The sequence below is a fragment of the Sodalis praecaptivus genome (genome assembly GCF_000517425.1).
In the GTDB taxonomy this organism is placed as follows: domain Bacteria; phylum Pseudomonadota; class Gammaproteobacteria; order Enterobacterales; family Enterobacteriaceae; genus Sodalis_A; species Sodalis_A praecaptivus.
Genome location: NZ_CP006569.1, coordinates 3,771,577 through 3,792,886, shown reverse-complemented (window position 1 = coordinate 3,792,886; position 21,310 = coordinate 3,771,577). Strand labels below are relative to the sequence as shown.

Sequence of the window (21,310 nt, the reverse complement as noted above, 5' to 3'; positions counted from 1 at the left end):
CCTTCACGCTGCCTCACGGTCCCTAAAGAAGACTTGCAGACGGAGTGACCCGATGAGTGATTTTTTCGCTGAAAAATCCTATGCGGCCATGACGACGGACGTTGGCGGCAACGAGGTGCATGGACGATTCGACTTTATCGTGTGCGGCGCTGGACCTTCCGGTTCGGTCGTCGCGGCGCGCCTGGCGGAAAACCCGCACGTGCGCGTACTGCTCGTCGAAGCCGGGGGTGGCGACGACGTGCCTGAAGTGATGGATCCGGCCCAATGGCCCCTGAATCTGGGTTCGGAGCGCGACTGGGCCTTCGTCGCACAGCCCAATTCACATTTAAACGGTCGGGCCATTCCGCTTAACATGGGTAAGGTGCTCGGCGGTGGATCGAGCATCAATGTCTGCGTCTGGGCGCGCGGTCATCAAAACGATTGGGAAAACTACGCCGCCGACGCGGGGGATAAAGGCTGGGGCTATGAATCGGTCCTCGGCATTTATCGCCGTATCGAGGACTGGCAGGGTGCGCCCGATCCGCTGCGCCGCGGCGTGGGGGGACTGGTGCATGTACAATCCGCCGGCAACCCGCAGCCGATTGCCAGGGCAATGGTGGACGCCGCCCGCTCTCTGGGCATGCCGGCGTTCGACAGCCCCAACGGGAAAATGATGGAAGGGCGGGGCGGCGTAGCGATAAACGATGTGATCATTAAGAACGGGCGGCGCTCCTCCATCTTCCGTTCTTATGTGTATCCGCTCATGGGGCGGCCCTATCTGACGGTTTTAACGCGCACCCTGGTAAGCAAGCTTATCTACCAGGGCAAGAGCGTGGTCGGCGTGGAGGTAATAGAGGCGTCGGCGACGCGCCGCTACTGGGCAGAGCATGAAGTCATACTTTCACTGGGCGCCATCCATACGCCCAAAGTCTTGATGCAGTCCGGTATCGGTCCGGCGGACGAGTTGCAGCGCCACGGCATTCCGGTGGTGCAGCATTTACCGGGCGTGGGTCAGAACCACCAGGATCATGTCTCCTTTGGTTGTATCTTCGAGTATCGCACGCCGCAGCCGATCGGGCATGGCGGCTCTGAAGCCACTCTGTATTGGAAAAGCGAAGCCGGGCTGGCGCGTCCCGATATGTTCCATTGTCAGGTCGAGTTTCCCGTGCCGAGCGCGGAAACGGCGGCCCTGGGGGTGCCCGAGCATGGATGGACGATGTTCGCGGGCCTTGCCCATCCAAAGAGCCGCGGGTTACTGCTGCTTTCCGGCCCTGATGTGGACGATCCGATACGCATAGAGGCCAACACGCTATCGCATCCCGACGATCTCAGGATGGCGTTTGTCAACATCGCGCTTTGCCGGGAGCTGGGCAACTCTTCCGTCTTTCACCGCTTGGTCAAGGGCGAGTCACTACCGGGCAATCTCAGTCCCCAGGCGATGAAGGCCTATGTGCGTAATTCGGCGGTGACCTACTGGCACCAATGCTGCACGGCCAAAATGGGGCGGGACGCGATGTCGGTGGTAAACAGCCGCTTAAAGGTCTACGGCATTGATAGGCTTCGCCTCGCCGATGCGTCTATTTTGCCTAATGTCCCTAGCGGCAATACCACGGCGCCGTGCGTGGTGATAGGCGAAAGAGCGGCGGACATGATTAAAGCCGACCACCGTCTCTAGCGATGGGGCGGTGCGACTAAAGGCGTCCATGAGCGCTCATTGGCGCCTTCATCGCATCGTTGATGGCGTGCTCATATCCATTAGGTCCACCACGCCCTTACCTCCGCCGTTAGCTCAACTGGCGGCGCTTCGGGCGGCCAAACGGCAGCGAAAAGCAGCAGTTTGTTGTTATGCTTTCAGCCCATCCGACCACCTTCCCTGATATAATCCCTCGCCTAAAGAGGCTCTCATGCAGGTTGCGTTGTGCCTGATTGTGCAAAACTCCCTAGAGCAATCGAGCAATAACGGCTATTCCTGTCTGCCTGCTAGCGTTTTAACTGAATAATATCAGTGTCATAGGTAATTTATGAAACATCATGTGGAAGTCATGATCTCCGAACAAGAGATCGCCAAGCGCATCGCCGAACTGGGGCAGTCCATCAGTGAGCATTATCGCGATAGCGGCAGCGAAATGGTGCTGGTCGGTTTATTGCGGGGGTCGTTCATGTTTATGGCCGATCTCTGCCGCGCGGTCACCGTGTCGCATGAAGTGGATTTCATGACCGCTTCCAGCTACGGCAGCGGCATGAGCTCAAGCCGCGATGTGAAAATACTGAAAGATCTTGATGAGGATATCCGCGGCAAGGATATATTGATTGTCGAAGATATCATCGATTCCGGCAACACCCTGAGCCGGGTGCGCGAGATCCTCGCTTTGCGCCAGCCAAAATCCCTCGCCATTTGCACATTGCTGGATAAACCGGATCGCCGGGAAGTCAAGGTAACGGTGGAGTGGGTGGGCTTTACCATTCCCGATGAGTTCGTCGTCGGTTACGGTATCGATTATGCCCAGCGTTACCGCCATTTACCCTATGTCGGCAAAGTAGTGACGGCTGTAGAACCCGCCTAGGCCGATTGTCGGCAAAGTAGTGACGGCGGTAGAATCCGCCTGAGCCGATTGTCGGCAAAGTAGTGACGGCCGTAGAACCCGCCTGGGCCGATAGGTCGAGCAGGAAGATGGGCGATCGGGGAAGCAAGACCACAGGAGGGGCGCGCGGCACGCCTGTGAGAAGCCTCGGCCAAGGTATTTGCCGCCAATAAACGGATGCCAGGCAAGAAAGCTTGCGTTCTCTTAAGGGTCATTGACACAGCAAACCGTTCGCTCTAACCGCTTGCGCGGGGGGGGGGCGGGTCACTGACCATCATCACTGCGGCTGAGGGGGATAAATAGAGTTTATACTGCTACGCTATGAAATGTGCTGTTGCCCCAATCAAAATCACAACAGCCAGTCGATCCTGAACTACAACCCCGCTTGACAGTAGAATCTGATGCTAAAGCAGACCTTGAGAATAGCAAGACGCTCGGTAGTGGAGTTAAGTCTATTATAACCTAAGCATTTTTTGGCAATTGCAATTAAAATCCGATGCAGGTAAGCAATCAAAGGACGATGACTGTCATTGTTGGCGCCATGCCGCGCCGCTGCTCATGGCACACCATGGGTAACGGTAGTTTAGAGGTTAAGATTTAGCTTGCTAAAGTCTCTACCCAGCGCTTTACTCCGTTCCGCTAATAAAAAAGCCCGTTCTCTCTCTCCGAGGCGAGCGAAAGTAAAGATAAATTCCGTGTCGAACCCCTCTCCATAGAGATAATGGACGTTTTTCACTATGAAATTCTGTACTGTTTCTTCTTGAGTGGATAGATATAAGATAAGGTTCACGCTGACGCCTGCGTCATGCAGAAATTTAACGTGTTTTAATACAAAATTCTGCTCAGCTACGCTACGTCCGGCAAGGTGTTCAATATTGACCCGATCCAATCCCGCTTCATGTAGTCTATCAAAATGGGTTAAAATGAAATTATGTACTTCAATGCTTTTTTGCGACAAAGTCAGCGCGTGAAACAGGCTGAATCCCATTTTAAGCAGCGCATGTCCGTTGTCTACCATAAACGTTTGTGTGCTTGGGTCTTGGCTGGCAAGGTAATAAATATACTCCATGTCAGCCCCCATCTTATTTAGGACTTTAAAGTTATTTATGACAAATGACTGAATTTTAGTTTCTTTTTGAGCGAGAGTGAAGATTTTACCCATATCAAATCCTGCTTTATGCAGGGTTTGACAGTTTTTAAGGACAAAGTTTTTGCCTTGTTCGCTTTGTTTGATAAGCTGATTAATTAATTTTGCATTAAATCCTGATTCACGCAGGCGTTCGCCATGTGCGATTTTGAATAATTCATCTTCAGTAAGCATTTCATCAACTACATCGTTGAAGGCATGGCAGGTTAAGCGCACGTTGAATTTGTCGTTGCCGATGTACTTAAAGATATGCTCGAGCATTTCAGGGGGTAAATCATTTATATTTTTTTTGCTTGGCGTCACTAAGCATAGTTTTACAGCCGTGTTGCCGACGTTTATGGCTTCAGGGAGACCAGGTGGTGTATTGGATAATCTATTTTGCGGACTTGCCGTGTTTGCAATAGCCGGCGTTAAGTTGACATCCATGAATTGACCTATCTTTTAGTAAAGGACCGTTGCAGGCAGTAGATTTGGTGGTTTTATAACACAGAGGGTTAAATAACGCTTCAACGTAATTAACTATTGCCGCTATGCCGCTATGCCGCAATAACAATTATTATCCGGTGAATGACACGCCAAACTGCACTAACGCTTAACGCGGTTGAAGCAGCGAAGGGAGTAATCGAAGCGCTTTTCGGTGTTGCTTACTGCTGAATAGGGGACGAGATCTTAAAAATTGCCCCTAACCCAACATACAATGAACCTGACTTTCGACTCTACCGCAAGAAATCTCGGCCGCGCCGCCGGGCTCGACCTGGGGGCGGTCACACGACACTCACGACAAGGCTTGTGCGGTTAAAGACCGCACGTGGAGATAGTCTATACTGTACTGAATGGTGTGGATGTGGGTTGGCAGAGGCTATTGGCCGGAGCGATAAGCGGATCCCAGGCGCTAACGCGAACGCCGGTGGCTAATCAGACGAACCCAGACGCTAACGCGAACGCCGGTGGGGTAATCGGACGGACACAGGCGCTAACGTGAACGCCGGTGGGCTAATCGGACGAACCCAGGCGCTAACGCGAATGCCGGCGGGGTTAGTGGACGTCAAGTCAATGGGTTCAGCGGGCGCCCATCGGTTGCGCTAACGTTAGGCGGATGCAGGTCGATGAAAGGCCAACCGTGGGGTCATTGAACGTCCGTCGATTGAACGGACGTCCGCCGAATTAGCTGCCGTAGCGTTGCAGCAGGGTGGCCATACCCTGACGATAACGCTGTTCCAGCGTCTCGCGGCTGGTGGCGGTGATTTCCAGATCGCGCAGCAGGCCGTCGTGCAGGGCGTACACCCAGCCGTGGATAGTCACCTTCTGGCCCCGTTTCCAGGCAGAGCGCATAATGGTTGAGTGTCCCAGGTTATACACCTGCTCAATCACATTAATCTCGCTGAGGATGTTGGCGCGGTCCTCGGGATGAAGCTCGCCCAACAGTGAGCTATGCTTGTACCACAAATCACGGATATGCAGCAGCCAGTTGTCGATAAGCCCCAGTTCGGGGTTGTCGATGGCCGCCTGTATGCCGCCGCAGCCGTAATGGCCGCAAATGATGATATGCTCGACCTCCAGCACGTCGACCGCATATTGCACGACCGACAGGCAGTTGAGATCGGTATGGATCACCAGGTTGGCGACATTGCGATGCACAAACAGCTCGCCTGGCTCCAGTCCGGTCAATTTTTCCGCCGGGACGCGGCTGTCGGAACAGCCAATCCACAAAAAGCGCGGCTTTTGCGCCAGCGACAGCTTCTCAAAGAAGCCCGGATCCTCTTCATGCAGAAGCTTGGACCAATCCTGGTTGTTACTGATAAGGGTTGAAATGTCTTTCATTGATGTTAATAGCCCGTAACTGTCGTAATGCGATAGGTTAATATAGGCCAAGCGCTGGCGTTTTAAAATCAGTTCCTGAAAACCGTTTAGAATAAGGTAACCCGTCACAAATGACATATGCATTGGAGTTGGAGCAGTTGACCAAGACCTACGCAGGAGGCGTACAGGCTCTAAAAGGGATCGATCTGAACGTGGAAGCCGGCGATTTCTATGCGCTGCTTGGCCCCAACGGGGCGGGAAAATCCACCACCATCGGTATTATCAGCGCTCTGGTGAACAAGACCGCCGGCAAAGTGCGGGTGTTTGGCTACGATACCGATAAGGACATCGTCAATGCGAAACGCCAGTTAGGGCTGGTACCGCAGGAGTTCAATTTCAATCCGTTTGAAACCGTCTATCAAATCGTGGTGCATCAGGCCGGCTACTACGGCGTGGAGCGCAAGCAGGCCGCGGCCAGCGCGGAGAAGTATCTGCGCCAGCTGGATTTGTGGGATAAGCGCGACGAGCGTGCCCGCATGCTCTCAGGCGGTATGAAGCGCCGTTTGATGATAGCCCGTGCGCTGATGCATGAGCCGAAGCTCCTTATTCTCGACGAACCCACCGCGGGGGTCGATATCGAGCTGCGGCGCTCCATGTGGGGTTTTCTGCGCGATCTGAACAACAGCGGCACCACGATTATCTTAACGACCCATTACCTGGAAGAGGCGGAAATGCTGTGTCGGCATATCGGCATCATCCAGCACGGCAGGCTGGTGGAAAATACCTCTATGCGGGAACTGCTGTCAAAGCTGAAATCCGAAACTTTCATCCTGGATTTAGCGGCAAAAAGCGCGCTGCCCAAGCTGAACGGTTATCGCAGCCAATTGCTCGACACCAGCACGCTGGAGGTGGAGGTAATGCGCGAACAGGGCCTTAACAGCCTGTTTAACCAGCTGAGCGCCCAAGGGGTGCAGGTGCTGAGTATGCGCAATAAAGCCAACCGCCTGGAGGAGCTGTTCGTCACCCTGGTCTCGGACGGCAAAGGAAGGAGTCAACGGACATGATGCAGCTGTATTGGGTGGCTTTAAAAAGCATTTGGCGTAAAGAGATCAACCGTTTCGCCCGGATTTGGATACAAACCCTGGTGCCGCCGGTGATTACCATGACGCTGTACTTTATCATTTTCGGCAATCTTATCGGATCGCAAATCGGCGCTATGCACGGTTTCACGTACATGCAATTTATCGTGCCGGGCCTGATTATGATGGCGGTGATTACCAACGCTTACACCAACGTCGCGTCGTCGTTCTTTAGCGCCAAATTCCAGCGCAATATCGAAGAGTTGCTGGTGGCGCCGGTCCCCACCCATGTGATTATCGCGGGCTATGTCGGCGGCGGGGTGGCGCGCGCGATTTGCGTCGGTATTTTGGTCACCGCGGTGTCGCTGTTCTTCGTGCCGCTACAGGTCCATGCCTGGTGGATGGTGGTCGTAACGCTTTTGTTGACCGCGGTGCTGTTTTCGCTGGCGGGATTGCTCAATGCCGTGTTCGCCAAAAGTTTCGACGACATTAGTATCATCCCCACCTTCGTCCTCACGCCGCTGACCTATCTGGGCGGAGTGTTCTACTCGCTGTCGCTGCTGCCGCCGTTTTGGCAAGTGGTGTCGCAGCTGAACCCGGTGGTCTATATGATTAGCGGCTTCCGTTACGGCTTTTTGGGCATCAGCGACGTGCCGCTGACGCTGACGCTTGCGGTTCTGGTGGCATTCATCGTGGTGTTTTATCTGCTGTGCTGGACGCTCATCCAGCGCGGACGCGGCCTGCGCACCTAATCTCCGCGCCGGCGTTGACCCTACCGTCGGTCAGCCTGCATTGGTGCAGGCTAACCGGCGCTGCGTCGGCGCGCCGCGTTCAGGCCATTTGCACCGGTAGCGCTTTGGCGGTGCGCTGTAGCTGATTGTGCTCGTCAAAATAGGCGACCTTCGGGGCGTGGCGACGCGCCTCTTCATCCGGCATTTGCACATAGGCGCAGATAATCAGCAGATCGCCGACGCAGGCGCAGCGCGCAGCGGCGCCGTTCACCGAAATGATGCGCGAGCCGCGTTCGGCGGCAATCGCATAGGTGGAGAAACGTTGGCCGTTATCGACGTTATAAATATCAATCGCTTCATACTCCAAGATCCCCGCCGCATCCAGAAAGTCCTGATCGATGGCGCAGGAGCCTTCGTAATGGAGATCCGCCTGGGTGACATGCACCCGGTGCAGCTTGCCTCGTAACATCGTGCGTTGCATGAGCTTGAGCCTTCTTACCGTTATGAAATGAGATCCACTTGCGCATTATCGATTAGCCGAGCCTTACCCAGCCAGGCGGTGAATAACACCACCGCCCGCCGGCTGTCGACCGTCAATGGCAGCAGGGTTTCGGCGTCGCGGATAACCAGCGTATCCGGCGTGAGACCGGCCTGGAGCAGCTGCTCTGCCGCCGCCGCCAGCAGACCGTCGATATGGCGCTCCCCGGCGCCGAGCTGCGCCACCAGCCGCGTCAGCACCTCGTTGAGCTGCGGCGCCAGACGGCGCTCTTCGGCGCTCAGATAACCGTTGCGCGAACTGAGCGCCAGACCATCGGCGGCGCGCACCGTCGGTACGCCGATAATGTCGATATCATAGCTCATGTCCCGCACCAGTTGACGAATAAGCGCCAATTGCTGAAAGTCCTTTTCGCCAAAGCAGGCCACGTCCGGTTGCACCAGATTGAACAGTTTGCTGACAATCGTGGCCACGCCGCGGAAATGGCCCGGGCGGCTTTCGCCTTCCAGGATGTTGGCGAAGCGCGGCACATCGACAAAGGTCTGACTGTCCAAACCGTCAGGATAAATCACCGCGGTCGCCGGAGCGAATACCATGTCCACGCCGCGCCGGGTCAACTGTTCACAGTCTTCTTGCAGCGTGCGCGGGTAAGCCGCCAGATCTTCCGGGCGGTCGAACTGCATCGGATTGACGAAAACGCTCACCACGACTTTATCCGCGCGGGCGCGCCCGGCGTCAATCAGCGTCATATGCCCTTCATGCAAATTGCCCATTGTCGGAATGAGGGCGATACGTTTATGTTCCTGACGCCACTGTTTAACCGTCTGACGCAGCGTCGGCGGCGTTTCGATAATCAGCACGCGAGTCTCCTTCATGAGTGAAAGCTGTGTTCGGCGGCGGGAAAGTGGCCGGCTTCAACCTCTTGCACATAGCGGCGCACGGCGGCGGCAATATCGCCGCCCGCCGCGAGAAAATTTTTGGCGAAGGAGGGCGCGCTATCGCCGGTGATGCCGAGCGCGTCCTGCATGACCAAAATCTGGCCGTCGGTAACGGCGCCGGCGCCGATGCCGATAACCGGGATGCCCAACGCCTGGGTGACGCGCTCCGCCAGCGCCACCGGCACGCATTCCAGCACCAGCAATTGGGCGCCGGCCTGTTCCAGCGCCAGCGCATCGGCCAGCAGCTGTTCGGCGCCGGCCGGATCGCGACCCTGAATTTTATAGCCGCCGAAAATATTTACCGACTGCGGCGTCAGGCCCAGGTGTCCGCAGACGGGGACCGCCCGCGCGGTCAGTCCGCTAACGGTATCGGCCAGCCACGCGCCGCCCTCCAATTTCACCATGTTGGCGCCCGCGCGCATCAGCGCCGCCGCATTGTCATAGGCCTCAGACGGCGTCGCGTAGCTCATGAACGGCAGATCGGCCAGCAGCAGGCAGGAGGGCGCGCCGCGCCGCACGCAGCGGGTATGGTATACCATATCCTCTACGGTAACCGGCAGCGTAGAGTCGTGGCCCTGCATCGTCATGCCCAAGGAGTCGCCCACCAGCATCACCTTGATCCCCTGTGCAGCGAACAGGCGGGCAAAGGCGGCGTCGTAGGCGGTAATGGAGGCGAATTTGCGCTGTTGTTGCTTCCATTTGCGCAAATGAGAAATGGTGGTCATGGTATACAACCTCTGTACCGCGGGCGCGCCCGCTGTCAGCTTAAGGAGTGGCGGCTTATTTTAATGGAAGCTTTGCCGGGGGTATAGCGTTTATCGCACAAAACATTTGGGTATTTGGCTAGACTTGCGCAAGGTGCGCGGTGACCCGATAAAGGAGGCTAAGGCCTTACGCCGCGCCGGCGCACGTGAATGCGTCGCGTCGGCGCCGGACGGGCGGAGGGCGTTTACGCCTTGCGGTAGCGGTGCTCCTCATCCCAATAGACGAGACCGTTGCGCGGCACCTGACGCAGTCGCTCGGCCAGCGCGCCGCCGTCGGGGAAGCGCAGCTCCGGCGCCAGCTCGGCGAGGGGATACAGCATGAATTCGCGGTTGCGCATGTCGTAATGCGGCACCGTTAGGCGGTTGGTGGCGATAATGCGATCGCCGAAGAGCAAAATATCCAGATCCAGCGTGCGGGGTCCGAAGCGATGCGCCTTACGGGTGCGTCCCTGACGTAATTCGATCGACTGTGTGTGATTAAGCAGCGTCTCCGGCGCGAGGGCGGTGTCCAGCGCCACCACGGCGTTCAGGAAATCGGGCTGATCCTGCGGGCCGAGCGGGCGGCTGCGGTAGTAGGATGAACAGGCGACAAGGTCGGTGTGCGGCAGGCTCGCCAGCGCCTCAAGAGCGGCGCTTACCTGCTGCAACGGTTCGGACAGGTTGCTGCCCACAGCCAGCCAGACGCGTTCCATCAGGCGTTGTCGCGGTTGGGTGCCCGACGGCGCGGGCGGCGCGGACGGGCGCGGGCCGGCGCGTCATCGCCGAGCGTGGTCAGCATGTTCTTTTGCCGCGGCGGCGCGGCCACTTGGAACTCCCCCCACCAGCGGCTGAGCCGCTGCAGTTCGGCGTTGTTTTCCACGTCGGCGCGCAGCGTCAGCAAATCATAGGCGGCACGGAATTTGGGATGTTCCATCAGCTTGTGGGCGCGCTTGCCCTGGCGGCGAGACAGCCGCAGCTGAAGTTGCCACATATCGCGCATCAGGGCGGTTAAGCGTTTGGGTATCGCCAGCGTGCGGCACTGTTCGTCGAGAATGTCGTTCATCGCCAGCGAGAAAGCGTCAAAATAGGACAGGCCGCTTTCCTGGGTCAGTTTCTGCGCATGTTCTAACAGTGGATACCACAGCATGGCGGCGAATAAGAAAGCCGGATTGACCCGCATATCATTGCGCAAACGCTGATCGGTGTTGGCCAGTACGCGGATCACCATCTGTTCCATATAACTGTCGCCGTGCTCGGTAAAGTTACGGCTTATCAACGGAAACAGCGGTTGGAACAGTTGGTATTCGCACAGCAGGCGGTAGGTAGCTTCTCCGTAGCCCGCCTGTAGCAGCTTGAGGGCTTCTTCAAACAGCCGCGCCGGGGGAATATCGTGCAGCAGCGCCGCCAGTCGGGGGATCGGTTCGGCGGTTTCGCGGCTGATGGTCATGTCCAGCTTGGCGGCAAAACGCACCGCGCGCAGCATGCGGACCGGGTCTTCCCGATAGCGGGTTTCCGGATCGCCAATCAGGCGAATCGTCCCTTCGCGTAAATCTTTCAGTCCGCCGGTATAGTCGCGCAGCGTAAAATCGGCCACGCTGTAATACAGGCTGTTCACCGAGAAGTCGCGGCGCTGGGCGTCTTCTTCGATGGAGCCGAAAATATTGTCGCGCAGCAGCATGCCGTTGTGGCCGGTGAGGGCGGCCCCCGCGGCGCCTTCCTCGGGCTCCAGCACCTGATGATGGCCGCGGAACGTGGCGACTTCGATAATCTCAGGCCCGAACATGACGTGGGCCAGCCGAAAACGGCGGCCAACCAGTCGGCAGTTGCGAAACAGTTTACGCATCTGCTCCGGCGTGGCGCTGGTCGTGATGTCGAAGTCCTTGGGTTTTTTACCCAGCAGCAGATCGCGAACGCCGCCGCCGACCAAATAGGCTTCGTATCCCGCTTTGTTCAAGCGGTAAAGCACCTTTAAAGCATTTTCACTGATCTCTTTACGAGAGATGGAGTGCTGGTCGCGCGGGATAATCGTCAAAGGGCGTCTATCCTCTGGTGCCGTTTCCACGCTTTCACGATTGAGCACCTTGCGGCAGAAGTTGGCTACTCGGGTAAAAATAGTACACCTCAATAGTAACAAATAAACAGGAACAACGTAAAACAGCGGCTAATGATAGCTCACCCCGCCAAGCTTGAGAATGGGCGGGTGCATTGTCCCTTACGGGGCGGGGGCGGTCGGCACGGCGTCAAGCCGCCAGTGGTCCACCGCCCAGTTTAACACACTCTCAAGGCGCATAGCGCGCCATTGCGGCGGCAGCGGCTGATTTAACAGCCCTAGCGCCTGCGCCAGCAGCGGCCGGGGATCGCTCATCGGCAGCGCCGGCGCGTAATTTTGTTTCGACAGCTTCAGCCCCGCCGGCGACAGCGCCAGCGGCAGATGGACATAATCAGGTTCTTTATAACCTAATTGACGATAGAGCGCCAATTGGCGCACCGTCGGCGCGATGAGATCGGCGCCGCGCACCACCTCCGTCACGCCCATGGCGGCATCATCCACCACCACCGCCAGATTATAAGCGAACAGCCCATCGCGGCGGCGGATGATAAAATCCTCCCGCGCCAACGCTGGGTCGGCCTCGATTCGGCCCCGCAGCCGGTCGTGGAAATGGCACACCGGCGCGGTTTGCCGCAGGCGAATGGCCGCGCCCTCGGCGGGGATGCGCCTATCGCGGCAGTGACCGTCGTAATGACCGCCCAAACTCTGGATACGGCTGCGCGTACAGTCGCAATAGTAGCTCAGGCCGCGTTGGCGCAGCGTCGCCAGCACTTTGAGATAGGCCTCGTGCCGCTGCGACTGATACATGACCGGCCCGTCCCAATGCAGGCCGTAATGGTTGAGCTGGCGTAAAAGGGTATCGGCGGCGCCGGGCACTTCCCGCGGTGGGTCGATATCCTCAATGCGCACCCGCCATTGGCCACCACAGGCGCGCGCCTGCAAATAGCTGCCGAGGGCGGCGACGAGAGAACCGAAATGAAGCGCGCCGGACGGCGAAGGGGCGAAACGCCCGATATAGGGAGCAGAGGTTGGCATGATGGTGAAAAAGGCGTAACCGCACAGCTACCGCGATGTCATGATTTTCCCTAAACGACACCGCAGTAAACCGGGTTCACACTTACCCTGCCATCTGTTTTTCGCGAATTTCGGCGAGAGTCTTGCAGTCGATGCACAAATCGGCGGTCGGACGCGCTTCCAGGCGACGAATACCGATTTCCACCCCGCAGGATTCGCAGAAGCCGAAATCGTTGTCTTCCACTTTCTTGAGGGTTTTCTCAATTTTCTTGATGAGTTTACGTTCCCGGTCACGATTACGCAGCTCAAGACTGAACTCTTCTTCCTGCGCGGCACGGTCTACCGGATCGGGGAAGTTGGCGGCCTCATCCTGCATATGCGAGACGGTACGCCCCACTTCATCTCTGAGTTGATTACGCCACGCTTCAAGAATGCGCTTGAAATGCAGAAGCTGGGCTTCATTCATGTACTCTTCACCAGGCTTTTGCTGGTATGGTTCCACCCCGGCGATGGCGAGAATGCTCAAGGAGGATGTCTTACGGTTTTGCCCTTCTTGCATGTTGCTTCTCCTTCTAACACGCACTAGCGATCCCCAACGTGGGGAAAAAAACAGGCCGCTATAAATAGCAGATGACGTTAAGGTTGGCAATTATTCCTAACGCCTACTTGACAACGGTGTCAGGAAAGGCGTATTTGGCGCGACGGTAAACTTTGGAAAACTGACGCATTTTACGCCATTTCACGGTTCACCGCCCTATGAAATAATTATCGGCAGCGGCGCGTGGATCCGCATGCCGTGCCGGGATAGCTGACAACCATAGCACAGGACTTCTACGCCTGACTGCTGAGCCTGTAATACCAGATCGGCATAGTGGGGGTCAATGTGGCGGGCCGGCGACACCCGGTCGATACCCGAATGCAGCACGGCGAAAAACAGCACCGCACGATACCCCATTTCCGCCATTGCCTGTAATTCTCGTAAATGTTTTTGACCCCGTAACGTTACCGCATCCGGGAAATAGCCCGACTGGTGTTGCAATAACGTCACGGATTTCACCTCAATATAGCAGTCCGCGCGGTCTTCTGCCGATAATAACCAATCTATCCTGCTGTTCTCTGCGCCATATCGCACTTCGCCGCGAAGACGCGCGTAGCCCGCCAGCTCAGGAATCGTTTCAGCCCGCAGCGCTTCCCCAACCAAGGCGTTGGCGCGCAGCGTATTGATCCCTATCCATTGACCGCTGGCGGTTTCAGTTAGTTCCCAACTGTGCGGATAACGACGTTTACGATTATCCGAGGTGGAGTACCAAACCGTATCGCCAGGGGTGGCGCAGCCGGTCATAGCGCCGGTGTTGGCGCAGTGAACCGTTAAGGCTTCCCCATCGGGCGTCACCACATCGGCAAGAAAACGTTTATAGCGCTGTATGAGTCGGGCAGGCTTGAGGGCGGGCTCGAATTGCATGGGTTTTCCTTACTGTGGGCCGTCGCGGCGCAGGGGCCAGTCCTGCACCAGCCTATAGCGCACGCGGCCGTTGTCAAACGCCGATAGCCAGAGTCCGAATCGGCTTACGCGGGTCGTCCAGCCCGGCGTGTCCGGCGGTAGCGCCACCGGTCGGGTTGCCTGTCGCCAGAGCGAAATGTGTGGATGAAACGGCAGCGAATTTTGGTAACAACCGTTGCGGGCCGCCCGATCGCGCAGCCATGCCGCCAATTGCAGCAGTTCGCGCGGCGCGCGGCGGCAGCCGAGCCACACTACCCCCGCGCCCGGCCAGTGGCCGCAGTCATCCAGCCGCAGATCGAAAGCCGGTTGCCGCAGACGGCCGGCGGCCGCGCGCAGCGCCTGCTCCTGCGCGGCGCCGACGTTGCCCAGAAAGGCCAGCGTCAGATGCAGATTAGCCTGCGCGACGGGCCGGCCGGTTTCAGCGGGAAAGCGCGCCGCGCGCCACGCCACCAGCTGACGGCACAGCGCGGGCGGCAGCGTCAGGGCGAAGAACAGCCGGCGCGGTGCGCAAGACGCGTCGGCGGGCCGGCGGGGGCTTAATGCGGGCATAAGCGGGCTCTTTATCTTCAGGCGGCGCCCGCGGCCGCTACGCGCGGCGGGCGGAACCGATCATTGTTCCAGGATGCAGCGATGCTACAATGCCTGCCCTGGAATGTTAACCTTTTCGCGGAGACGTTGTGGCGTTATTACCGGTCAGTGCCGTGGTTGATGAATTGCTCGCCGCCCTGCAAAGCGCCGCGCAGGTGATGCTGCACGCGCCGACCGGCGCCGGCAAATCGACCTGGCTGCCGCTGGAAATTCTGCGCAGCGGTGGCCTGCCGGGCAGGGTGGTGATGCTGGAGCCGCGGCGCCTGGCGGCCAAGAACGTGGCGCTGCGGCTGGCGGAACAGTTGGGCGAGCGTCCGGGCCAGACGGTCGGCTACCGGATGCGCAACGAGAGCCGCTGCGGTCCGGCAACCCGGCTGGAGGTGGTTACCGAGGGCATTTTGACGCGGCAATTGCAGCAGGATCCGGCGCTCGACGGCGTCTCGTTGGTGATCCTGGATGAATTTCACGAGCGCAGCCTGCAGGCGGATCTGGCGCTGGCGCTGCTGCTGGACGTGCAGCGCGGCCTGCGAGACGATCTGAAGGTGCTTATTATGTCCGCGACCCTGGACGATCGCCGGCTCAGCCAGCTGTTGCCGCAGGCGCCGGTGATCCGCTCCGCCGGACGTAGCTTTCCGGTGGAGCGCCGCTATCAGGCGCTGCCGGCTCAGACGCGAACGGAAGAGGCGATGGCCGGCGCGGTGCAGCAACTGCTGCGGCAGCAGGCCGGTTCGCTGCTGCTGTTTTTGCCCGGCGTGGCGGAAATCAACCGGGTGCAGGGGCTGCTTGGCGAGCGGCTGGCGGAGGAGGTGATGCTGTGCCCCCTTTACGGCGCCTTGCCCCTGGAGGCCCAGCAGCGCGCCATCCGCCCGGCGCCTGAAGGACGCCGCAAGGTGGTGCTGGCCACCAATATCGCCGAGACCAGCTTAACCATAGAGGGTATTCGCCTGGTGGTGGACAGCGGCCTGGAGCGGGTGGCGGAGTTCGACCCGCGCAGCGGGCTGGACCGTCTCACTACCCGGCGCATCAGCCAGGCGTCCATGGCGCAGCGCGCGGGCCGGGCCGGACGGCTGTCGCCGGGCGTGTGCCTGCATCTGTTCAGTCAGGATCAGGGCGAGCGCGCGCCGGAGCATCATGCGCCGGAAATTACCTACGCCGATTTGACCCCCTTCTGGCTGGAGCTGTTGCAGTGGGGCGTCAACGAAAGCGCGCAGCTTTCCTGGCTGGATGCGCCGCCGGCGCCGGCGCTGGCGGCCGCGGTGAACACTCTGACGGCGCTGGGGGCGCTTGATGCCCGGCAGCGCCTAACCCCCGCCGGCCGCGCCATGGCCGGCTACGGCTGCGATCCGCGCCTGGGGGCGATGCTGTACCACGCCGGCGAGGATGCCGACGCCGAAGCTACCGCCGCGCTGCTGGCAGCCATGATCGAAGAGCCGCCCAGGAGCGGCTCGCCGGATATCCGCGATCACTTTTATCGACCGTTGCCGCACTGGACGGCGCGCGCGCGTCAGTTGCGCGCCCGGTGCGGGGGCGGCGACGGCCGGCCGGATGTTGATTTGGCGCCTCTGCTGCTGGCCTGGGGCTTTCGCGATCGTATCGCCCGCCGCCGCGACGCCGACGGGCGCTATCGGCTTGCCAGCGGCGCGGGGGCGGCGCTGGCGCCGGATGACGCGCTGAGCGCGCAGGAGTGGCTGATAGCCCCCGGTCTGCTGCAACTGAGCCAGAGCCCGGACGCCCGTATCCGTCTGGCGCTGCCGCTGGATATCGCCCGTCTGGCCGCCGCACGGCCCGCCTGGTTCAGCCGCACTACCGCTATGCAGTGGGATGAGGACAAAGGCAGCCTGCGGGTGGTGCAGCGCGAACGGTTAGGGCAACTGGTGCTGCGGGAGCAACCGCAGGCCAGGCCGTCGGATGCGGTGATGGCGCAGGCAATGCTTGACTGGATAAGCGAACAGGGACTGGGGGTGCTGACCTGGGAGCGCGAGGCCGTCCAGCTGCGCCAACGCCTGCTGTGCGCCGGCGAATGGCTGCCGGAGGCCGGCTGGCCGGCGGTGGACGATCACGCGCTGCTGGCGGCGCTGCCCCGGTGGCTGCTGCCGTCTTTGAGCGGCGTACGCGACGCGCGCGGCCTTGCGCGCGTCAATCTGGCCGAGGCGCTGCTGCGTTTGCTGGACTGGCCGTTGCGACAACGGCTGGATAGTCAGCTGCCCAGCCACTACACTGTGCCCACCGGCAGCCGTCTGCCGCTGCGTTATCAGCAGGGCGAGCCGCCGGTGCTGGCGGTCCGCATGCAGGAGATGTTCGGCGAACAGCAGACGCCGCGGGTGGCGGAAGGACGCGTGGCGGTGGTGCTGGAGCTGCTGTCGCCCGCCCATCGGCCGCTGCAAATCACCCGTGATTTAGCGGCGTTTTGGTGCGGCGCCTATCGCGAGGTGCAAAAAGAGATGAAAGGGCGTTATCCGAAACACCCCTGGCCGGACGATCCGGCGCGGGCGCTGCCTACCCGGCGTACCCGTAAAACGTCATAACGGAAATTCAGAGGTTTCCGCTTTCGGCCAGGCCGGGGTGGGAACAGAGTAGACGGTTTAGCCGTCGGCAGTAGGGAGAGTAATTAACGATGTCTGGGGATGACCGTGAACCTATCGGACGTCATGGACGACCGTCAGGCCGCAAGGCTCCGCGCAAGGCTGCACCGCGCCGCCGGCGGGATGATGATTACGATGATGATGACCGCTGGCAGGATGATGATGATGATGACGAAGAGGAGTACGTGATGCCGCCGCGAAAGGGAAGGGGAGGCGCGCCGCGCAAGAAACGCCGGCTGCTGGGCTGGGTTATCCGCCTCGTGCTGCTGTTCGTCGTCGTTATCGCTATCTATGGCGTGTATTTGGATGCGCAGGTCCGTCACCGCATCGATGGCAAAGTCTGGCAACTCCCGGCGGCGGTTTATGGCCGCATGGTGAGTTTGGAGCCGGGAATGTCCTACAGCCGCAGCGACATGGCGACGTTGCTCGAAGGCATGCAGTACCGCGAGGTGTCGCGAATTACCCGGCCGGGCGAATTCACCGTGCGCGGCAACAGCATTGAGCTGCTGCGCCGGCCGTTCGATTTCCCGGACGGCAAAGAGGGGCAAATCCATGCCCGTATGACGTTCGCCAAAAATCAGCTCCTGGAGATCAAAAACCAGGACACCCAGCGTAATTTCGGCTTTTTCCGCCTCGATCCGCGTCTTATCACCATGTTGCAATCGCCCAAGGGCGAACAGCGGCTGTTCGTACCGCGCGCCGGTTTCCCGGACCTGCTGGTGGATACCCTGATAGCCACCGAAGACCGGCATTTCTACGAGCATGACGGTATCAGCCTCTCCTCCATCGGCCGCGCCTTTCTGGCCAATATTACCGCCGGTCGCGCGGTGCAGGGGGGGAGTACGCTAACGCAGCAGCTGGTGAAAAACCTGTTTTTGACCAACGAACGCTCGCTGTGGCGCAAGGCCAATGAAGCCTATATGGCGTTGATCGTCGATTACCGTTACAGCAAGGATCGCATCCTGGAGCTGTATCTGAACGAGGTGTATCTCGGCCAGAGCGGCGGCGATCAGATTCGCGGTTTCCCGCTGGCCAGCCTGTACTATTTCGGCCGTCCGGTGGATGAACTCAGTCTCGATCAGCAGGCGATGCTGGTGGGGATGGTGAAAGGCGCGTCGCTGTATAATCCTTGGCGCAACCCCAAGCTGGCGCTGGAGCGCCGCAATCTGGTGCTGAAACTGCTGGAGAATCAGCAAATCATCGACGGCGAGCTGTATAACATGCTCAGCGCCCGCCCGCTGGGGGTGCAGCCGCGCGGGGGGGTATTGACGCCGCAGCCGGCTTTCATGCAGATGGTGCGCGAAGAGCTGCAAAGCAAGCTGGGCGACAAAATCAACGATCTCTCCGGCGTCAAGATCTTCACCACCTTGGATCCCCTTTCGCAGGATGCGGCGGAAAAAGCGGTGGAGGCGGGCGTGCCCGCGTTGCGCGCCGGGCGCGGCGTTAAGGATCTGGAGGCCGCGATGGTGGTAGTCGATCGCTTCAGCGGCGAAGTGCGCGCCATGGTCGGCGGGGCGGAGCCGCAATTCGCCGGCTTTAACCGCGCAATGCAGGCGCGGCGCTCGGTGGGTTCGCTGGCAAAACCGGCCACCTATCTGACCGCGCTGAGCGAGCCGGATAAATATCGGCTCAATACCTGGATTGCCGATGAACCGATTACCCTCAAGCAGCCGAACGGCAGCCTATGGTCGCCGAAAAACTACGATCGGCAGTTCCGCGGTAAAGTGATGCTGGTGGATGCGTTGACCAATTCGCTTAACGTGCCGACGGTCAACCTCGGCCTGTCGGTGGGGCTTGATCGTATTACCGCTACCCTGGTGAAGCTTGGCATACCGTCCTCGGTGCTGAACCCGGTCCCCTCCATGCTGCTTGGCGCCATCAGCCTCACGCCGATGGAAGTGGCGCAGGAGTTCCAGACCATCGCCAGCGGCGGTAACCATGCCACGCTGTCGGCGGTGCGCTCGGTGATAGGGGAGGACGGCACCGTGCTGTATCAAAGCTTCCCGCAGGCGGAGAGGGTGGTACCGGCCCAGGCCGCTTACTTGACGCTGTATGCGATGCAACAGGTGGTGGTGCGCGGGACATCGCGTTCGCTGTCGGTGAAATTCCCGTCTTCGCATCTGGCGGCGAAAACCGGGACCACTAACGATTTGCGCGATAGCTGGTTCGCCGGTATCGACGGCAAAGAGGTGTCCATTGCCTGGGTCGGCCGCGATAACAACGGTCCCGCCAAGTTGACCGGCGCCAACGGCGCGCTGACGCTGTATCGTCGTTATCTGGAGAACCAGGCGCCGTTGACGCTGAACTTGACGCCGCCGGAGGGCATCAGCCAGATGTCCATCGACTATGCCGGCAATTTTGTCTGTAACGGCGGCAGCGCGATGCGCACGTTGCCGGTGTGGACGGACGATCCGCAGTCGCTATGCCAGCCGGCCCAAGCGCAAGTGCAACCACAGCCTGACGCCGCGTCGAGCGGGCAACCGCAGCAAAGCGCTCCGCCGCAGGATGAGCAGAAAGACAGCAACGGCGTGGCGAACTGGATTCGGGAGATGTTCGGCAAATAAGCCCTGCGGGCGGGCGCTGCCCTCTTCTGGCGCCGCCCGGCAAAGCACCTCAGGTCCCGGCAGCGCTGAGGGTGGCGGCAGTGGCCGTATCGCTCCGGCGGCGGGTGGATAATCTCGCCGGTGGCCGTATCGGCCCTGCGCTAATACATTACGTGCCGTTGTCGCCGCGCGTAGGCGGCTCAAGAGTGTAAACGGATAACACCACCCGGGAGAAAGCGGTGAAGAATTGCTCCAGGCGCGCAAAGCTCCCCGCATCCTGGGCAAACACCGATGAGCTGTCCACCAAATTGGTCAGTAAAAATACCAAATCCTGCCGTGGCGTATCGGCCTTTAGCTGTCCCTGCTGCCAGGCATATTCCACCGCCTGGCTAATCACGTCCTGCATAGTCTGCGTGAACGACGCCAGGGAGCGACAGGCGGCTTCGGAAAGCACATCGCTCTCAAGGCGCAGCCGGCCAATCAAACTCCAGGGATGCCTGCCCTTATCATCAGGGTTATATTTGCGATACAGCCGGTAGTTATACGCCACCACCTGGGCGACTTTTTGTTCGAGCGTGGTGGTGGTATCCAGCCAGATAATACTGTGATTCTTCTTGGCTTCGGCCACATATTCCCGCACCACGATTTCCACGAGATGATTTTTATTGCCGAAATGATAATGAATATTGGTGGTGGTAATTTGTAAGGCTTTAGCGATAACGCCAAAGGTGGTCTTATGGTAACCATGAGCAATCAGCAAGTTGCGCGTGACCTCTTTGATCTTTTCTTGCATTGAGCTGCTGGTTGTCAGGCCCTGGTTGTATTCTGGTTTTGACATAATCCCCTCTAGGCCAGCGAATGCCACTGCTCCCTGCAACACCTATGGCTTTATCTGCATATTATGATTAACGGGTGACGGTAGGCAGAATATTTAGCATTTTTTCAGGGGGATAGCAAAACACCGCGCGCTATTTTGCGCGAGGAGAATGGCGGCGCTTCAACGCGAAGACGCCGCGCCGGCGGCCTGTAGCGATCCTATTGCTGCATCATTAACTGGGTTTCACCCTGCTGCACGACAGCCTCATGCTGATTGATCATCCGCAGGGCAAAGGTCACGATACCTCTATCGGCCCGCTTGGTCGGCCGCTTGCTTACCACGGTAATTTCGGCATAAATGCGATCGCCCGGCAGCAGCGGCGCGCAGAATGACCAGTTCCAGCCCAGGGTCGCGATGCCGCACAGCCGCACCGCCGAACGGGTTTTCAAGCCGTCGATGAGCGCCAGCCCTAATAAACCATGGGCGATGCGGCCGGGAAAACCCTGCTGGCGGGCGAAAGTATCATCCATATGCACGTCAAAAAAATCGCCGGTAATGCCCGCGAACGCGACAATATGCGACTCCGTGAGGGTTATCGCCTGGGTATCATAACGATCCCCCGGCTGCAAATCGCCATAACCGTATTCGCCGGCCGGTAACCGCCGTCCCGTGTCGGGGACGGTAGCGGATGGTGACATAGTACCTCCATTATTTGCGCCG

At 59.2% G+C, this 21,310-nt stretch carries 19 protein-coding genes; 6 read left to right on the top strand and 13 right to left on the bottom strand.

Going from position 1 to position 21,310, the window contains the following annotated elements:
- Positions 1–52 precede the first annotated feature (52 nt).
- Positions 53–1,654, top strand: coding sequence for a GMC family oxidoreductase (locus SANT_RS16935; protein WP_025423444.1), 1,602 nt, complete (start codon positions 53–55; stop codon positions 1,652–1,654).
- A gap of 346 nt (positions 1,655–2,000) precedes the next feature.
- The gene (gene hpt / locus SANT_RS16930) at positions 2,001–2,543 is read left to right on the top strand and encodes a hypoxanthine phosphoribosyltransferase (protein ID WP_025423443.1); all 543 of its coding nucleotides are present in this window, start codon (positions 2,001–2,003) and stop codon (positions 2,541–2,543) included.
- A gap of 601 nt (positions 2,544–3,144) precedes the next feature.
- On the opposite strand, the gene SANT_RS16925 is transcribed toward hpt, so the two are convergent.
- Both SANT_RS16925 and can read right to left on the bottom strand, forming a co-directional pair.
- Positions 3,145–4,134 carry an F-box protein gene (locus SANT_RS16925; protein ID WP_148296318.1) on the bottom strand — a complete coding sequence of 330 codons (990 nt, stop codon included), beginning with the start codon at positions 4,132–4,134 and terminating at the stop codon, positions 3,145–3,147.
- Positions 4,135–4,872: 738 nt separating this feature from the next.
- Positions 4,873–5,529: a carbonate dehydratase gene (can, locus tag SANT_RS16920; RefSeq protein ID WP_025423441.1), complete on the bottom strand. Its 657-nt coding sequence runs from the start codon at positions 5,527–5,529 to the stop codon at positions 4,873–4,875.
- A 110-nt stretch (positions 5,530–5,639) separates the two neighbouring features.
- On the opposite strand from can, the gene SANT_RS16915 reads away from it, so the two are divergent.
- Both SANT_RS16915 and SANT_RS16910 read left to right on the top strand, forming a co-directional pair.
- Complete coding sequence (locus SANT_RS16915) at positions 5,640–6,572, top strand: ABC transporter ATP-binding protein (RefSeq protein WP_025423440.1); 933 nt, start codon at positions 5,640–5,642, stop codon at positions 6,570–6,572.
- Complete coding sequence (locus tag SANT_RS16910; RefSeq protein WP_200867308.1) at positions 6,572–7,339, top strand: ABC transporter permease; 768 nt, start codon at positions 6,572–6,574, stop codon at positions 7,337–7,339. Before SANT_RS16915 ends, SANT_RS16910 begins: the two co-directional genes overlap by 1 nt.
- Before the next feature lie 79 nt (positions 7,340–7,418).
- Here the strand turns inward: SANT_RS16910 and panD are convergent, their stop codons facing one another.
- The 9 genes from panD to thpR form a co-directional block, all read right to left on the bottom strand.
- Positions 7,419–7,799 (bottom strand): aspartate 1-decarboxylase, encoded by a 381-nt coding sequence (gene panD, locus SANT_RS16905; protein WP_025423438.1) that lies wholly within the window; start codon positions 7,797–7,799, stop codon positions 7,419–7,421.
- Between the two features lie 20 nt (positions 7,800–7,819).
- Entirely contained in the window at positions 7,820–8,674 is an 855-nt protein-coding gene (panC, locus tag SANT_RS16900) for a pantoate--beta-alanine ligase (protein ID WP_025423437.1), read from the bottom strand.
- 11 nt (positions 8,675–8,685) lie between these two features.
- The gene (gene panB / locus SANT_RS16895; protein WP_025423436.1) at positions 8,686–9,477 is read right to left on the bottom strand and encodes a 3-methyl-2-oxobutanoate hydroxymethyltransferase; all 792 of its coding nucleotides are present in this window, start codon (positions 9,475–9,477) and stop codon (positions 8,686–8,688) included.
- A 224-nt stretch (positions 9,478–9,701) separates the two neighbouring features.
- Positions 9,702–10,208, bottom strand: a complete 507-nt coding sequence (gene folK, locus SANT_RS16890) for a 2-amino-4-hydroxy-6-hydroxymethyldihydropteridine diphosphokinase (protein ID WP_025423435.1) — start codon at positions 10,206–10,208, stop codon at positions 9,702–9,704.
- Positions 10,208–11,608 carry a polynucleotide adenylyltransferase PcnB gene (gene pcnB, locus SANT_RS16885; RefSeq protein ID WP_206777538.1) on the bottom strand — a complete coding sequence of 467 codons (1,401 nt, stop codon included), beginning with the start codon at positions 11,606–11,608 and terminating at the stop codon, positions 10,208–10,210. Before pcnB ends, folK begins: the two co-directional genes overlap by 1 nt.
- Before the next feature lie 99 nt (positions 11,609–11,707).
- Entirely contained in the window at positions 11,708–12,580 is an 873-nt protein-coding gene (gluQRS, locus tag SANT_RS16880) for a tRNA glutamyl-Q(34) synthetase GluQRS (RefSeq protein ID WP_025423433.1), read from the bottom strand.
- A gap of 82 nt (positions 12,581–12,662) precedes the next feature.
- A complete protein-coding gene (dksA, locus tag SANT_RS16875) occupies positions 12,663–13,118 on the bottom strand; it encodes an RNA polymerase-binding protein DksA (RefSeq protein WP_025244526.1) in 456 nt (151 codons plus the stop codon).
- Positions 13,119–13,313: 195 nt separating this feature from the next.
- Positions 13,314–14,021: a DNA/RNA nuclease SfsA gene (sfsA, locus tag SANT_RS16870; RefSeq protein WP_025423432.1), complete on the bottom strand. Its 708-nt coding sequence runs from the start codon at positions 14,019–14,021 to the stop codon at positions 13,314–13,316.
- A 9-nt stretch (positions 14,022–14,030) separates the two neighbouring features.
- The gene (gene thpR, locus SANT_RS16865) at positions 14,031–14,609 is read right to left on the bottom strand and encodes an RNA 2',3'-cyclic phosphodiesterase (protein WP_025423431.1); all 579 of its coding nucleotides are present in this window, start codon (positions 14,607–14,609) and stop codon (positions 14,031–14,033) included.
- 128 nt (positions 14,610–14,737) lie between these two features.
- Here thpR and hrpB point away from each other — a divergent pair, with 128 nt between their 5' ends.
- Together hrpB and mrcB are read left to right on the top strand one after the other, a co-directional pair.
- Positions 14,738–17,173, top strand: a complete 2,436-nt coding sequence (gene hrpB / locus SANT_RS16860; protein WP_025423430.1) for an ATP-dependent helicase HrpB — start codon at positions 14,738–14,740, stop codon at positions 17,171–17,173.
- 89 nt (positions 17,174–17,262) lie between these two features.
- Entirely contained in the window at positions 17,263–19,794 is a 2,532-nt protein-coding gene (gene mrcB / locus SANT_RS16855; protein WP_025423429.1) for a bifunctional glycosyl transferase/transpeptidase, read from the top strand.
- Positions 19,795–19,942: 148 nt separating this feature from the next.
- On the opposite strand, the gene SANT_RS16850 is transcribed toward mrcB, so the two are convergent.
- Both SANT_RS16850 and SANT_RS16845 read right to left on the bottom strand, forming a co-directional pair.
- Positions 19,943–20,611 carry a TetR/AcrR family transcriptional regulator gene (locus SANT_RS16850; protein ID WP_081730473.1) on the bottom strand — a complete coding sequence of 223 codons (669 nt, stop codon included), beginning with the start codon at positions 20,609–20,611 and terminating at the stop codon, positions 19,943–19,945.
- A gap of 197 nt (positions 20,612–20,808) precedes the next feature.
- On the bottom strand, positions 20,809–21,288 hold the full coding sequence (locus SANT_RS16845) for a MaoC family dehydratase (protein ID WP_025423427.1): 480 nt from the start codon (positions 21,286–21,288) through the stop codon (positions 20,809–20,811).
- Positions 21,289–21,310 lie beyond the last annotated feature (22 nt).

Bases quoted from the DNA above. Each gene is read 5' to 3' on its own strand.
- mrcB (WP_025423429.1), top strand. From the start codon at position 17,263: ATGTCTGGGGATGACCGTGAACCTATCGGACGTCATGGACGACCGTCA.
- SANT_RS16910 (WP_200867308.1), top strand. From the start codon at position 6,572: ATGCAGCTGTATTGGGTGGCTTTAAAAAGCATTTGGCGTAAAGAGATC.
- can (WP_025423441.1), bottom strand. From the start codon at position 5,529: ATGAAAGACATTTCAACCCTTATCAGTAACAACCAGGATTGGTCCAAG.
- panB (WP_025423436.1), bottom strand. From the start codon at position 9,477: ATGACCACCATTTCTCATTTGCGCAAATGGAAGCAACAACAGCGCAAA.
- SANT_RS16935 (WP_025423444.1), top strand. From the start codon at position 53: ATGAGTGATTTTTTCGCTGAAAAATCCTATGCGGCCATGACGACGGAC.
- folK (WP_025423435.1), bottom strand. From the start codon at position 10,208: ATGGAACGCGTCTGGCTGGCTGTGGGCAGCAACCTGTCCGAACCGTTG.
- panD (WP_025423438.1), bottom strand. From the start codon at position 7,799: ATGCAACGCACGATGTTACGAGGCAAGCTGCACCGGGTGCATGTCACC.
- SANT_RS16845 (WP_025423427.1), bottom strand. From the start codon at position 21,288: ATGTCACCATCCGCTACCGTCCCCGACACGGGACGGCGGTTACCGGCC.
- SANT_RS16925 (WP_148296318.1), bottom strand. From the start codon at position 4,134: ATGGATGTCAACTTAACGCCGGCTATTGCAAACACGGCAAGTCCGCAA.
- SANT_RS16850 (WP_081730473.1), bottom strand. From the start codon at position 20,611: ATGTCAAAACCAGAATACAACCAGGGCCTGACAACCAGCAGCTCAATG.
- sfsA (WP_025423432.1), bottom strand. From the start codon at position 14,021: ATGCAATTCGAGCCCGCCCTCAAGCCTGCCCGACTCATACAGCGCTAT.
- SANT_RS16915 (WP_025423440.1), top strand. From the start codon at position 5,640: ATGACATATGCATTGGAGTTGGAGCAGTTGACCAAGACCTACGCAGGA.
- hpt (WP_025423443.1), top strand. From the start codon at position 2,001: ATGAAACATCATGTGGAAGTCATGATCTCCGAACAAGAGATCGCCAAG.
- gluQRS (WP_025423433.1), bottom strand. From the start codon at position 12,580: ATGCCAACCTCTGCTCCCTATATCGGGCGTTTCGCCCCTTCGCCGTCC.
- dksA (WP_025244526.1), bottom strand. From the start codon at position 13,118: ATGCAAGAAGGGCAAAACCGTAAGACATCCTCCTTGAGCATTCTCGCC.
- thpR (WP_025423431.1), bottom strand. From the start codon at position 14,609: ATGCCCGCATTAAGCCCCCGCCGGCCCGCCGACGCGTCTTGCGCACCG.